Below are 13396 nucleotides of genomic sequence, written 5' to 3'. Positions count from 1 at the left end.
TTGGGAGCCCCGATGGACGCCCTGCTGCAATTCCTGTTCTCCGGTCTGACCGTGGGCGCCGTCTACGCGCTCGTGGCGCTGGGATTCACCATCATCTACAACGCCTCGGACGTGGTGAACTTCGCCCAGGGCGAATTCGTCATGCTGGGCGGGATGATCACCGTCTTCACCTTCGAGGCCGGGCTGCCGCTGCCGCTCGCCGCCTTGGTCGCCATCCTCGTCACCTCGGCGATCGGCGTGGCGCTGAACAAACTGGCGATCGAGCCGGCACGCGGCGCGCCCGTGGTCTCGCTGATCATCATCACCATCGGCGCCTCGATCGTGATCCGCGGCGCGACGCAGCTGATCTTCGACAAGCAGCTGCACCGCTTCCCGTCCTTCTCGGGCGATGATCCGATCCACGTGCTCGGCGCGACGATCCTGCCGCAGAGCCTCTGGGTGATCGGCGGCGCGCTGGCGGTCTTCGTGGGCCTCTGGATCTTCTTTACCCGCACGCTGACCGGCAAGGCAGTGCTGGCCACGGCCAACAACCGCGTCGCGGCGCAGCTTGTCGGGATCAACACCGGCTGGGTGATGACCCTGTCCTTCGGGCTTTCGGCCGCCATCGGTGCCTTCGCGGGCGTGCTGGTCACCCCGATCACGCTGGTCGGCTATGACGTCGGCGTCGCGCTGGCGCTCAAGGGCTTTGCCGCCGCCATGCTGGGTGGCATGGGAAATCCCAAGGGCGCGCTGGTGGGCGGGCTGCTGCTCGGCTGCTTCGAGGCGCTGACCGCGGGCTATCTCAGTTCGCAATACAAGGAGGCGGTGGCCTTCATCGTCATCCTCGCCGTGCTCTTCGTGATGCCGCAGGGCCTGTTCGGCCGCAAATCGACGGAGCGCGTGTGATGACCGGCCGCAACAAATGGATTTCGCTCGGTGTGCTGGCACTGCTCATCGCGCTGCTGCCGCTGTTCTTTCCCTCGGGCTACTACTACCGCGTCGGTGCGCTGATCTTCGTCAATGCGCTCTCGGTGGTGGGTCTGGTGATCCTGATCGGCTACGCCGGGCAGATCAGCCTTGGCCACGCCGGTTTTGCCGGGATCGGGGCCTATGCCTGCGCGCTGGCGCCCGAACACCTCGGCCTGCACCCGGCGCTGGCGGTCGTGCTTGGCGCGGTGGTCTCGGGCGTCATGGCGGCGCTGATCGGCAAGCCGATCCTGCGGCTCAAGGGTTACTATCTGGGCGTCGCCACGCTCGGCTTCGGCATCCTCGTATCGATGGTGCTGACCAACGAGCGCGCGCTGACCGGGGGTCCTGACGGGATGAACGTCGCCGACCTCGGGCTGCGTGACGTCCTGCGCGACATGGGCTGGAAGCTTTCGGGCGGCGAGTTCTGGTACATGCTCTGCGGCGTGGTGCTGCTGGTCGGCGCGTGGCTGGCGCTCAACCTCTTCGACAGCCCCTCGGGCCGGGCGATGCGGGCGCTGCACGGCTCGGAAGTGGCTGCCGCCACGGTCGGCGTCGACGTGCCGCGCCAGAAGCTGCGCGCCTTCGTGATCTCGGCGGTCTACGCCTCGGTCGCGGGCTCGCTCTTGGCGCTCCAGAACGGCTTCATCACGCCGGATGTGGCGGGCTTCATGCACTCGGTCGAGATGGTCACCATGGCGGTGCTCGGCGGTGTCGGCTCGGTGCTGGGCGCGACCTTCGGCGCGGCGATCCTGACGCTGCTGCCGCAGGTGCTGACGGTCTTCGCCGAATACGAGCAACTGGTGCTGGGTCTCGTGATGGTGCTGGTGATGATCTTCCTGCCGCAGGGGCTCCTGCCCTCGATCGCGCGGCGCCTGAAGGGGAGGGACGAATGAGCCTTCTGGATGTACAGGGCCTCGGCATCAGCTTCGGCGGGCTGAAGGCGGTCAACGACGTGAGCTTCAAGGTCTCGCCGGGCGAGATCGTCTCGGTCATCGGGCCGAACGGCGCGGGCAAGACCACGCTCTTCAACATGATCTCGGGCGTCTACCAGCCCGGTCGCGGCTCGGTCTCGCTGAACGGCACCGAGGTGACGGGAATTGCCCCCAACCGGCTGGCCGAGATGGGCCTGTCGCGCACCTTCCAGAACCTGCAGATCTTCCAGGAGTTGACGGTGCTCGACAACGTGCTGGCGGGCTATCACCTGTCCGAGCGCGGCTCGGTCTGGGCCGACCTGCTGTCGCTGCCGGGGATGCGCCGCCGCGCCGCCGAGGCGCGGCAGGGGGCGCGCAAGCTGCTGGAACGGGTGCGGCTCGACAAGGCCGCCGAGCAGGTGGCGGGCAACCTCAGCTACGGCGCGCTCAAGCGGCTGGAGATCGCCCGCGCGCTGGCGCTGAACCCGAAGATCCTGCTGCTCGATGAACCCGCCGCCGGCTGCAACGCCGTCGAGACCGAGGAGATCGACCACCTGATCGCCGAGCTTGCCGCCTCGGGCATCGCCATCCTGCTTGTCGAGCATGACATGAAGCTGGTGATGCGCATCTCCAACCACATCGTCGTGCTGGACCATGGCGAGAAGATCGCCGAGGGCGACCCGGCCACCGTCTCGCGCGACCCGGCGGTGATCGCCGCCTATCTCGGCACCGAAGAGGAGGAGCCCGCCCATGCTGACGGTTGAGGGGCTGCGCTCGCGCTACGGGCGCATCGAGGTGCTACACGGGCTCGACCTCGAGGTCAGCTCGGGCGAGATCGTGACCGTGGTGGGCGCCAACGGCGCGGGCAAGACCACGCTGCTGAAGTGCCTCTCGGGCACCCAGCCAGTGAGCGACGGCAGCATCGTGTTCCGCGGCGAGAGCTTCGCCTCGGTGCCCGCCCACAAGCGGCTGAAACGCGGGCTGGCACAATCGCCCGAGGGGCGGCAGATCTTCACCAACCTCACGGTCGAGGAAAACCTGCGTCTCGGCGCCTTCCTGTTCACCGACGAACGGGTGGATCGCGACATGGCCGACGCCTTCGGCATGTTCCCGATCCTCAAGGAAAAGCGCAACCTCGCGGCGGGCGGGCTCTCGGGCGGGCAGCAGCAGATGCTGGCCATTGCCCGCGCGCTGATGGGGCGGCCGCATTGCCTGCTGCTCGACGAGCCCTCGATGGGTCTGGCACCGCTGCTGGTGGCGCAGATCTTCGAGGTGGTGAAATCGCTCAAGGAGCGCGACGTGACGGTGCTGCTGGTCGAGCAGAACGCCTATGGTGCGCTCAAGATCGCCGACCGCGGCTACGTGATGGAAACCGGGCGGATCACCATGACCGGTGCCGCCGCTGAACTCATCGCCGATCCGCGCATCCGTGAAGCCTATCTGGGACTCTGAACCATGACCCTTCTGACTGTCCGCCGCGACGGCGAGATCGCTGTCGTCACCCTCGACAACCCGCCGGTGAATGCCATCTCCGAGGCCGTGCGCAAGGGGCTCTACGATCTGGCCGAGCGGCTGGATGAAGACCCCGAGGTGCGCGCCGTGGTGCTGGTCTGCGCCGGGCGAACCTTTCTTGCAGGGGCCGATGTGCGTGAGTTCGGCCAGCCGCCGGTCGAGCCGCATCTGCCCGATGTGGTGGACAGGATCGAGGCGGCGGAGAAGCCCTGGGTTGCGGCGATCCATGGGGCGGCGCTCGGCGGCGGTTTCGAGATTGCCATGGGCTGCCGCTTCCGCGTCGCCGTAGAGAGCGCCCGTGTCGGTCTGCCCGAGGTCACGCTGGGCGTCATCCCCGGCGCCTCCGGCACGGTGCGCACGCCGCGGCTTGCGGGCGTCGAGGCAGCGGTCGAGCTGGTGACCTCCGGCAAGCCGCTGGCCGCCGCCAAGGCGCTGGATGCCGGGTTGATCGACGCGGTGGTGAGCGGCGATCTCGAGACTGCTGCGGTGGAGTTCGCCCGCGCTTCGCTTGCCGCCGAGATGCCCCTACCTGTCTCGAAGCGTCCGCTTCAGCCGATGCCCGACGATTTCTGGCAAGCCGCGCGCAAGGCAGCCGCCCGAGCCGGGCACAAGGCCCCGTTGCGCGCGCTGGACAGCATCCGCTTTGCCACAGAGACCAGCTTTGCCGCTGCCATGGCGCACGAGCGCGAGACCTTCCTCGACCTGCGCGCCTCGGACGAGGCGGCCGCGCTGCGCCATGTCTTCTTCGCCGAGCGTGCCGCGCCGAAACCCGCGGCACTCAAGGGCATCGATCCCCGCCCGGTCAAGCTCGTCGGCGTCATCGGCGGCGGCACCATGGGCGCGGGCATTGCCGGTGCCTGCCGCGAGGCGGGGATGGAAATCATCCTCATCGAGCGCGACGCCGAGGCGGTGGCGCGGGGCCTCGACAACGTGGCAAAGATCTTTGACGGTGCGGTGAAGCGCGGCAAGCTCACCGAAAAGGGCCGGGCCGAGCGCATGGCGGGCGTGCGCGGCAGCACCGACTATGCCGATCTGGCGCAGGCCGACCTCGTCATCGAGGCGGTCTTCGAGGAGATCGGCGTCAAGCGTGCGGTCTTCGCCGAGCTGGGTCGCGTCTGCCGCCCCGACGCGGTGCTGGCGACCAACACGTCCTACCTCGATCCGCGCGCCATCGCCGAGGGCCTGCCGAACCCCGAGCGGTTCATCGGGCTGCACTTCTTCAGCCCCGCCCACATCATGAAGCTGCTCGAGATCGTGCCGACGCCCGAGACCGCGCCCGAGGTGCTGGCCACGGGCTTCGCGCTGGCGCGGGCGCTGAACAAGATGCCGGTTCAGGCGGGCATCTGCGAGGGCTTCATCGGCAACCGCATCCTCAAGCGCTACCGCGCCGAGGCCGAGGTGCTGGTCACGCAGGGTGTCGCGATCTCCGAGATCGACGCCGCGATGCGCGGGTACGGGTTCCGCATGGGTCCGTTCGAGGCGCAGGATCTGGGCGGGCTCGACATCGCCTTCCTGCAACGCGAGGGCGCGCGGGCCGAGGGTCAGCACGTGCCCGAGACGCTGGGCGACATCCTCGTGCGGGCTGGGCGCAAGGGGCAGAAGACCGGCGGCGGCTGGTACGACTACGCCGAAGGCGACCGGGCGGCGCTACCCTCGCCGCAGGTGGCCGAGCTGCTGGCCGCGCGCATCGTCGACGCACGGGAGCTGCCCCGCCCCGAGATCGCGGCGCATCTCGTGGCGGCCATGGCCGCCGAAGGGGCGGCGATCCTCGAGGAAGGCATCGCGCAGCGCCCCGAGGACATCGATCTTGTCGAGGTTCACGGCTACGGCTTTCCGCGCTGGAAGGGCGGGCCGATGTTCGCCAGCCGCGGCTAGGGGCTGGCGAGGGGCCTCAAGCTGAGCGACGCGCGGGGCGTCCGGGTCAGACCCGGACGCCTTCGGCATTGAAGAGATGCAGCGCATCGGTCGGGAAGGAAACGCTGACCGACGCTCCTGGCTCGAGCCAGCGGCGGTCATGCGTCAGCACCTTGAACACGGAGCCGGCCAGCGTCAGGTGCAGGATGATGCCATGGCCGGTGGGCTCGACAAGCTCCACCGTCGCCTCGAGTCCGGTCTCGCCCGCCGGGGAAAGCACCACGTGCTCGGGCCGAATGCCGAGCGTCGCCTCGCCCATGGTGGCGGGCATCTCGGCAGGCAGCGCGATGGTTCTGCCGTCGCAAAGATGCAGGCAGCGGTCCGCGATGTCGCCCTTCAGGAAATTCATTCCCGGTGAGCCGATGAACCCCGCGACAAAGAGGTTGGCGGGGCGGTCGTAGAGTTCCAGCGGTGTGCCGACCTGCTGGATGTGACCGCCGTGCATGGCGACGATGCGGTCGGCCAGGGTCATCGCCTCGACCTGGTCGTGGGTGACGTAGATCGACGTCGCGCCGAGCTCGCGGTGCAGCTTGCGGATCTCGGCGCGCATCTGCTCGCGCAGGCGGGCGTCGAGGTTTGACAGCGGCTCGTCGAAGAGGAACGCCTTGGGCTGGCGCACGATCGCCCGGCCCATCGCAACGCGCTGGCGCTGCCCGCCCGAGAGCGCCTTGGGCTTGCGTTCGAGCAGCGCGTCGAGCCCGAGCTTGGACGAGGCGTCGCGCACCTTCTCGGCGATCGTCGGCTTGTCGGTCTTCCGCAGCCGCAGCGAGTAGCTCATGTTGTCGGCGACGCTCATGTGCGGGTAGAGCGCGTAGCTCTGGAACACCATGGCGATGTCGCGCGCCTTGGGGGGCAGGGCGTTCATCACCTTGTCGTCGATGCGGATCTCGCCGCCGGTGATCTCCTCGAGCCCGGCGATCATCCGCAGCAGCGTGGACTTGCCGCAGCCCGAGGGGCCGACCAGCACGATGAACTCGCCGTCGCCGATCTCGAGGTTGATGTCGTCGAGCACGCGGATCGTGCCGTAGTTCTTGCTCGCGGAGCGGATTTCCATCGTGGCCATGGGGTTATCCTTTCACGGCGCCGGCGGTCATGCCTTGCACCAGGTAGCGTTGGATGAGCAGGAAGAAGAGGCAGGCGGGGATCAGCGCCAGCACGCCGGCGGCCATCATCTGCCCGTAATCGACCGAGAATTTCGACACGAAGGTCAGCAGCCCGACGGGGAAGGTGGCCTTCTCGCTGCCCGAGATCAGCATCAGCGCAAAGATCATCTCGGACCAGGCGGCGGTGAAGACGAAACCCAGCGTCGCCGCCACCCCCGGCAGTGCCAGCGGCAGGATGATGTGGCGGAAGGCGGTGAAGCGGTCGGCGCCGTCGATCATCGCGGCCTGCTCGAGATCCGAGGGGATGCCGTCGAAGAAGCCCTGCATCAGGAAGGAGGCGAAGGGCACGTTGAAGGCGGTGTAGACGATGACAAGCCCGGTCAGGCTGTTGGTCAGCCCGAGCGGCGAGAGGATCTTGAAGATCGGCGCCACCAGCATGACCAGCGGGAACATCTGGGTGATCAGCAGCAGAGCGGCCAGCCACAGCTTGCCGCGGAACTGGAAGCGCGACAGCGCGTAGCCCATCAGCGCCGCGAGGACGGTCGAGACGAGCGCGGTGGAGCCCGAGACGATCAGGCTGTTGGCGAAGAAGCGCGGGAACTCGCTGTTGGCCAGCACGAAGCGGAAGTGATCCAGCGTCGTGCGCGAGGGCCACATGCGCACGCCCTCGGAGTAGAGCAGGTCGTTCGGAGTCACCGAGACCTTGAGCAGCCAGTAGAGCGGGAAGAGCGCAAAGGCGATGAAGCACAGGATGGCCGCGCGATGCGCCAGCGTGCCGAAAAGACGGGTCGCGGTCATGTCACTTGTCCCTGTTCGAGAGCTTCTGGCGGAAGACGAGGATGACCATCGAATAGGCCAGCAGCAGCGCCAGCAGCACCAGCGCGACCGCCGAGGCATAGCCGAAGTCGAGCCGCTTGAACGCTTGCGTGAAGATGTAGCTGGCCACGGTCTGGGTGCGGTCGGCGGGGCCGCCGTTGGTCATCACGATGATCAGGTCGGCGAAGTTGGCGACCCAGACGGTGCGCAGCAGCACGGTGATGGCGATCACCGGAGCGAGGTAGGGCAGGGTGATCGAGAAGAACCGCTGGATCGGCGAGGCACCGTCGATCGAGGCGGCCTCGTAGAGATCCTTGGGGATCGACTGCAGCGCGGCCAGCAGGGTGATGGCGAAGAAGGGGATGCCCCACCAGGTCGCGGCGAGGATCGGACCCCACATGGCGATGCTCGGATCGGCGAGGATGTTCGAGGGCTCGTCCATCAGCCCCAGCGCGGTCAGCCAGTGCGGGATCGGTCCGATCACCGGGTTGAAGAGCCAGGCCCAGTTGAGGCCGGCAAGGAAGGTCGGCACGGCCCAGGGCAGGAACACCAGCGCCTGCGCCAGCCCGCGCCCGGTGAAGGGCACGTTGAGCAGCAGTGCGAGGATCAGGCCGAAGGCGAGCTGGAAGAAGACGCTGGCGCCGGTCCACCACAGGGTGTTGCGCAGCGCGCGCAGGAAGGCATCGTCCTGGCCGAGCGCCTTGAAGTGCTCGAGCCCGACGAAGCCGCCGGAGAAGGGGTTGAGAAGCTGGATGTCCCGGAAGGCGTAGGAGATGCCGAGGACCAACGGCACCAGCATGACGGCGGTGATCAGGATCAGCACCGGCGCGCAGTAGAGCCAGGGCTCGAGCGTCACGGCGAGACGCTGGCGCAGCGGACGCCGGTAGGTGGCAGGGATGGGCGTGGCAGTCATCGGTCCTCCGGGGGAAGGGGTGGGCCGGACGCGCACGCCCGGCCCGCATTGTCAGGTCAATCGGCCCATTACTTGGCGAGATGCTTCTGCTGCGCATTGGTCAGGTAGGCGGCCCATTCGGAAGCAAGCTCCTGCGGGGTGATCTCGCCCAAGAGCGCCTTCTGCCCCGAGGCGATCGCCAGCGAGTCCTTGAAGTAGGCGAATTCCTCGAGGTAGGTCGGCATCACGGTCGGCACGACGTTCTCGTCGGCCAGCTCGTCGAACCAGCCCTTGAAGGCCGGAGCTGCGTAGAACTCGTCCTTCTCGGCGGACTTCAGCACCGGCAGCGCGCCGATCTTCTTGTTCCAGGCGATGTTGCCCTCGGGGCCCTCGAGCTGGGCGATGAGGTCCCAGGCCAGGTCCTTGTGCTCGGAGGCGGACATCATCGACCAGCCGGCGTAACCGATGGTGGTGAAGGCCTTGCCGTCCGGGCCCTTTGGCATCGGGATCACGCCGTACTGGTCTTCGGACATGCGTTCGGCGATGGCGATGAGCGCGTCGGGGTCCTGGTCGAGGAAGGCGCAGGTGCCCGAGTAGAAGCCCGCGACGATCTCGTTGAAGCCCCAGTTCACGCTGTCCTTCGGTGCCAGCCCGTCCTTGTAGAGATCGACGTACCACTCGATGCCCTTGACCCAGCCCTCGCTGTCCATGGTCGAGGTGCCGTCCTCGTTGAAGAAGGCGTTGTCGCCCGCCATGGTCGCACCGGCCATCATCCAGCCATTCAGCCCGCCGGGGCCGCCGCGCAGGCAGTAGCCGGACTTGCCGGGCAGCGCCGAGATCGCCTCGGAGGCGGCGCGGAATTCCTCGAGCGTGGTGGGCGGTGCCTCGACGCCTGCCTCCGCGAGCAGCTCCTTGTTGTAGAACAGCGCCCGCAGGTAGAAGCCGTAGGGCAGCATGTAGGCGGTGTCGTCGATGTCGCGCCCCAGCTCCAGCGCGCGGTCGGTCATGTCGGAGGTGACGTCCCAGTCGGCGAGATAGGGCTCAAGGCTCTCCAGGAGGCCATTGTTTGCGTAGAGCGACAGCCACGTGTCCGGCATCTCGACCACGTCGGGCAGGTCACCGGCCGAGACCATGGTGGCGAACTTCTGGAAGGCTTCGCCCCAGGGCAGCGAAATGATCTCGACCTTGGTGTCGGGGTGCGCCTCCTCGAAACCGGCGACGATCTCCTTCAGCGTTTCGGTGCGCGCGGGGCTGGTGATCACCTCGACCAGCCGCAGCGTGGTCTCGGCGCTTGCCGCGCCACCCGCCGCCATCAAGGCCAGGACACTGGCACTAAGCAGTTTCTTCATGGTCTTCTCCCTGTTGAATTTCTATTTAATATCTGTTGGTTGTTGGCGGCCCCTGGCAGGGCCGCCGTCGCGCGACGGTGATTGTCGCGGCTTACTGTGCGGCCTTGATCGCCGCAGGCTGTTGCGCGGCGGCGATCGCCGCGGTCAAATCGGCCCAGAGCGCCTCGGTGCCCTCGAGCCCGATGTGCAGCCGGACCGAACGCGAGGAAATCCCGAATTCATGGGCCGAGTTGGGTCTGGCCTTCTGTTCGAGCACAACGTCTCCGGGCACCACGAGGCTCTCGTGCCCGCCCCAGCTGACGCCGAGCTTGAACAGCTTCAGCGTGTCGCAGAAGCTGCGCAGGTCGATGCCCTCGCGGAAGATGAAGGAGAACAGCCCGGTGGTGCCGCGCAGGCCGGGTGGCAGCGGCGCGAGGCCGGGGTGCATTACCGTCTCGACCACGTCGAGCGCCGCCAGGCGACGGGCGATCTCGAGCGCGCTGTCCTGGTGGGCGGCGACGCGCAGCGGCAGGGTACGCAGACCGCGCAGCAGCAGCCAGGCGTCCATCGGCGCGATGCGCCCGCCGAGATAGGGATAGATTTCGCCGCGCACGCGGTCGACGTTCTCTTTCGAGCCGGCGATCACGCCCGCCACCACGTCGCTGTGCCCGCCGATGTATTTCGACGCCGAATGCACGACGAGATCGACGCCCAGCTCGACCGGGTTCTGGAACACCGGGGTCGCCCAGCTGTTGTCGATCACCGAAAAGACGCCGTGGCGCTTCGCGGCGGCGGCCAGAGCGCCAACGTCGAGCGGCTCCATCACCCAACTCGTCGGACTTTCGAGGTAGATCAGCTTGGCCCCCGGCAGGGCGCGCTCGACCGCGGCGAGGTCGGTTCCATCGACGTAATCCACGGTGATCCCCATGCGTGGCAGGTAGGTGCCGAAAAGCCGGAAGGCGTCGGGGTAGACGTTGCGCACCGCCACCACCCGGTCGCCGGGCGCGACAACGCTCAGCACCGAGGCCGAGATCGCCGCCATGCCCGAGGCGAAGGCCAGCGCGTCCTCGGCTTTTTCCAGCTCGGCGAGCTTTTCCTCGAAGGCGCGGACGGTGGGGTTGAGCCCGCGACTGTAGATCGGTCGGGTGATCTCGCCGCGATAGGCGGCGATCATCTCGTCGTAGCTGCCGAAAGTGAAGAGCGAGGTCTGCACAATTGGCGGCACCACGGCGTCGAGGATGCTGTCGCGGTCGTGGGCCGCGATCAGCCGGGAGGCCTCGTAAAGATCGTTCATGGGCGCATGTTCCTGATGTCCTCCTCGACCACGTCGAGGATCTTGCGGGTTTCTTCCGCCGCGGCCTCGGCATCCCCGGCGCAAATCGCGTCGAAGAGGGTGCGGTGGTAGGGGAAGGAGCGGGCGGCGAAGTCGTTGCGGTCGAAGGGGCGTTCCCAGAACCGGTCGAGAATGTCGCGCATCTGTTCCAGAAGTTGCCGGAACAACGGGTTGTGGGCGGCGTCGTAGATCGACATGTGGAAGGCGAAGTCGGCCTTGCCGCTGCCGCCCTCGCGGTGGTGGGTGCGCTCCATCTCCTCGAGCGCGTCGCGCATTCGCAGGATGTCCTCGTCGGTGCGGCGTCGCGCGGCGGCGATCGACGCCTCGATCTCGATGCCGCGCCGCACTTCCAGCGTCATCAGCAGCGCCTCGGCAAGCCCGTCGGCTGACACGCTGAGCGGCATGTAGACCGTGTCCGCAGAGATCTTCCGCAGCAGATAGGTCCCCGAACCGATCCGCGCCTCGACGATGCCGAGCGCCGAGAGCTGGCTGACCGCCTCACGGATGGACGAGCGGCCCACCTTGAGCGCAGCGGTCAGATCGCGCTCGGGTGGCAGCCGGTCGCCCGGCTGGAGGTTGCGCTGCTCGATGTACCGGGCGAGCGCATCCATGATCTGGCGGCTCCGGCCCAGCGGAGGAAGCGCGGACAGCTGGGCCTCGGAGGTGTCAGGAGAGGGAGGAGTTTCATTCATATTGGTAATAGGTCAGACCAATTCGAGTCGTGCAACAATTTTTGCATCTCGGCGTCCAATGGGCTGGAGGAGCGTCGCCTGCGCGGAAAGTCACCTGCGGAGGGCCAGTGCGGGAACATCTCGCGGCTTCGGGTGTTCAACCCGGTGCGCAACGCACAGTCCCACCAAGCATTGCCCTAGCACGCACATCCCTCTGGCGAGGTCCCCATGGCACCCCGAGAGCCCATTCCCGCGCAAAGTGCGCGGTCATTTCCCCATGCGCGTCCGCGCGTGGCCATTGTCGGCGGAGGGCCGACCGCGGTCTACACGCTGCGTGGCCTCGTGACAGATGCGCCGGTGCCGCTGCACATCGATCTTTTCGAGAAAGGGCCCAGCGTTGGCCCCGGAATGCCCTACAGCGCGGCGATGAACGATCCCTGCATGCTTTCGAATATCGCGAGCCGCGAGCTGCCTCCGGTGGTGCAGCCGCTCGACGACTGGTTGCGCACGCTCGACACGAAGGACCTTGTTGGGCTTCGCCTGTGCCCCGGTGATATCTCGGAGACAGCATTCTACCCGCGGTTGGTGCTCGGGGCCTATTTCACCGCTCAGATGGCCGAGCTGATCGCGCTCGGACGGCGGCGCGGGCACCGGGTCGAACTGCATCTGCGGCACGAGGTGACCGACCTGCGTCCGACGGCGGATGGCATCAACCTCGACTGGCGCAGCCCATCGGGCGAGGCGTCCGCGCTCTATGACGAGGTGGTTCTCGCCTCCGGCCACCGCTGGCCGGACCGGACGCGGCAGGACGGCGTGACGCTGCTTTCGCCCTGGCCCGCAGAGAAGATCGCGCGTCTGCCGGATGGCGAGATCGGCGTGCTGGGCAGCTCGCTCTCGGCCATCGATGTCGCGGTGACGGTGGCCTCTGCCCGCGGCACCTTCCGCGACGCGCAGGGGCAATTGGTTTACGAAGCTCTGGAAGGGCGCGGCGATTTCCGTCTGACGCTCATGTCCCGCAAGGGGCTGCTGCCAGAGGCGGATTTCTGGTATGACCTGCCTCTGCCCGAACTGCCTGCGCTGGCGCGGGTGGCGCGCAGTGGCGAGGCGGCGTCACTCACCCGTGCTTTCGATGCTTTCCGTGCCGATCTGAACGCGGCGGACCCGGCCTACCTTGCCGCGCTCGGAGGGGTACAAACCTCCCTGGAAACCTTCTGCGACGCCTATTTCGCGGCGCGCCTCGCAGCCGATCCCTTCGACTGGGCCGAGAGAAATCTCACCGAGGCGATGCGGTCCACCGAGACCCGCCGCGCGATCCCATGGCGCAGCGCGCTGCTGCGGGCGCATGAGCTGTTCGAAGAGCTCCTCCCGACCTTCACCGAGGCCGATCTCGCGCGCTTCCATGCCACCCTCAAGCCGGTCTTCACCGATTGCTACGCCTGCGTTCCGCATGCCTCAATCCTGCGCCTGCTCGCTTTGCACAGGTCGGGGCACCTCGAGGTGCTCGGCCTGAGGGAAGAGCAGGAGATCTCTCGCAACGGCGAAGGGCTGGAGATGCGCGCAGGCAGCTGGAGCCGTTGCTTCGATGTGCTGATCGACGCGCGCGGGCAGCAGCCGATGACGCTCGCGGACCTTGGATTCCCCTCGCTCGGACCTGAGAGCCTGGGCGCCGGGTCCCTGCGGTTCGAGGATTTCGTCCTGCCGCTGCGCGTGCCGGGACCGGGCCGGATCCATTGTCTTGCGCTGCCAGTGCTGCTGCGCCGTCAGCCTTTCGTGCAGGGCCTGGTCAATGCCTGCGAGATGGGCAGCGCGACGGCGGATCTCATCTGCGGCGCGTCGGCGCGGCCGCGCCGGGCGGGCTGAGCATCGCGTCGGCCCACTTCAGCCCCTGGTCGCGGCGCGGTACCATTGCACGATCTCTTTGCGGGCCTCCGGGTCCATCTGGATGGCGTTGGGCGGGGGCATGGCATG

The 13396-nt window shown here is 67.6% G+C and carries 12 protein-coding genes; 6 read left to right on the top strand and 6 right to left on the bottom strand.

The genetic code is table 11. The features are described from left to right. Positions 1 to 12 precede the first annotated feature (12 nt). Genes IQ782_RS16950 through IQ782_RS16930 form a run of 5 tightly spaced genes read left to right on the top strand, consistent with a single transcriptional unit; the run spans position 13 to position 5246 of the window. Entirely contained in the window at positions 13 to 885 is an 873-nt protein-coding gene (locus IQ782_RS16950; protein ID WP_194135854.1) for a branched-chain amino acid ABC transporter permease, read from the top strand. Next, a complete protein-coding gene (locus IQ782_RS16945) occupies positions 885 to 1841 on the top strand; it encodes a branched-chain amino acid ABC transporter permease (protein ID WP_194135853.1) in 957 nt (318 codons plus the stop codon). The genes IQ782_RS16950 and IQ782_RS16945 overlap by 1 nt, the downstream gene beginning before the upstream one ends. After that, complete coding sequence (locus IQ782_RS16940) at positions 1838 to 2623, top strand: ABC transporter ATP-binding protein (RefSeq protein ID WP_194135852.1); 786 nt, start codon at positions 1838 to 1840, stop codon at positions 2621 to 2623. Before IQ782_RS16945 ends, IQ782_RS16940 begins: the two co-directional genes overlap by 4 nt. Next, positions 2610 to 3311 carry an ABC transporter ATP-binding protein gene (locus tag IQ782_RS16935; RefSeq protein ID WP_194135851.1) on the top strand — a complete coding sequence of 234 codons (702 nt, stop codon included), beginning with the start codon at positions 2610 to 2612 and terminating at the stop codon, positions 3309 to 3311. Before IQ782_RS16940 ends, IQ782_RS16935 begins: the two co-directional genes overlap by 14 nt. Before the next feature lie 3 nt (positions 3312 to 3314). Continuing rightward, entirely contained in the window at positions 3315 to 5246 is a 1932-nt protein-coding gene (locus IQ782_RS16930; protein WP_194135850.1) for a 3-hydroxyacyl-CoA dehydrogenase NAD-binding domain-containing protein, read from the top strand. 46 nt (positions 5247 to 5292) lie between these two features. Here IQ782_RS16930 and IQ782_RS16925 read toward each other — a convergent pair whose 3' ends face one another. The 6 genes from IQ782_RS16925 to IQ782_RS16900 all read right to left on the bottom strand — a co-directional run bounded on the left by IQ782_RS16925 (position 5293) and on the right by IQ782_RS16900 (position 11368). Continuing rightward, positions 5293 to 6348 (bottom strand): ABC transporter ATP-binding protein, encoded by a 1056-nt coding sequence (locus tag IQ782_RS16925; RefSeq protein WP_194135849.1) that lies wholly within the window; start codon positions 6346 to 6348, stop codon positions 5293 to 5295. Positions 6349 to 6352: 4 nt separating this feature from the next. Then, positions 6353 to 7186 carry a carbohydrate ABC transporter permease gene (locus tag IQ782_RS16920; RefSeq protein WP_092428231.1) on the bottom strand — a complete coding sequence of 278 codons (834 nt, stop codon included), beginning with the start codon at positions 7184 to 7186 and terminating at the stop codon, positions 6353 to 6355. A 1-nt stretch (position 7187) separates the two neighbouring features. Then, positions 7188 to 8117 carry a carbohydrate ABC transporter permease gene (locus tag IQ782_RS16915; protein ID WP_194135848.1) on the bottom strand — a complete coding sequence of 310 codons (930 nt, stop codon included), beginning with the start codon at positions 8115 to 8117 and terminating at the stop codon, positions 7188 to 7190. Between the two features lie 68 nt (positions 8118 to 8185). Next, positions 8186 to 9445 (bottom strand): ABC transporter substrate-binding protein, encoded by a 1260-nt coding sequence (locus tag IQ782_RS16910; protein WP_194135847.1) that lies wholly within the window; start codon positions 9443 to 9445, stop codon positions 8186 to 8188. 91 nt (positions 9446 to 9536) lie between these two features. Then, positions 9537 to 10718, bottom strand: coding sequence for a PLP-dependent transferase (locus tag IQ782_RS16905; protein WP_194135846.1), 1182 nt, complete (start codon positions 10716 to 10718; stop codon positions 9537 to 9539). Next, positions 10715 to 11368, bottom strand: coding sequence for a FadR/GntR family transcriptional regulator (locus IQ782_RS16900; RefSeq protein ID WP_240989353.1), 654 nt, complete (start codon positions 11366 to 11368; stop codon positions 10715 to 10717). The genes IQ782_RS16905 and IQ782_RS16900 overlap by 4 nt, the downstream gene beginning before the upstream one ends. Positions 11369 to 11656: 288 nt before the next feature. Between IQ782_RS16900 and IQ782_RS16895 the strand changes: the two genes are divergently transcribed. Further along, the gene (locus tag IQ782_RS16895; RefSeq protein WP_194135844.1) at positions 11657 to 13288 is read left to right on the top strand and encodes an FAD/NAD(P)-binding protein; all 1632 of its coding nucleotides are present in this window, start codon (positions 11657 to 11659) and stop codon (positions 13286 to 13288) included. Positions 13289 to 13396 lie beyond the last annotated feature (108 nt).

Origin of the sequence: Salipiger mangrovisoli (genome assembly GCF_015223355.1) — a bacterium.
Classification (GTDB): Bacteria; Pseudomonadota; Alphaproteobacteria; order Rhodobacterales; family Rhodobacteraceae; genus Salipiger; species Salipiger mangrovisoli.
Note: the sequence above shows the minus strand (reverse complement) of the source record. Positions and strands in the feature narration are given on the sequence as shown.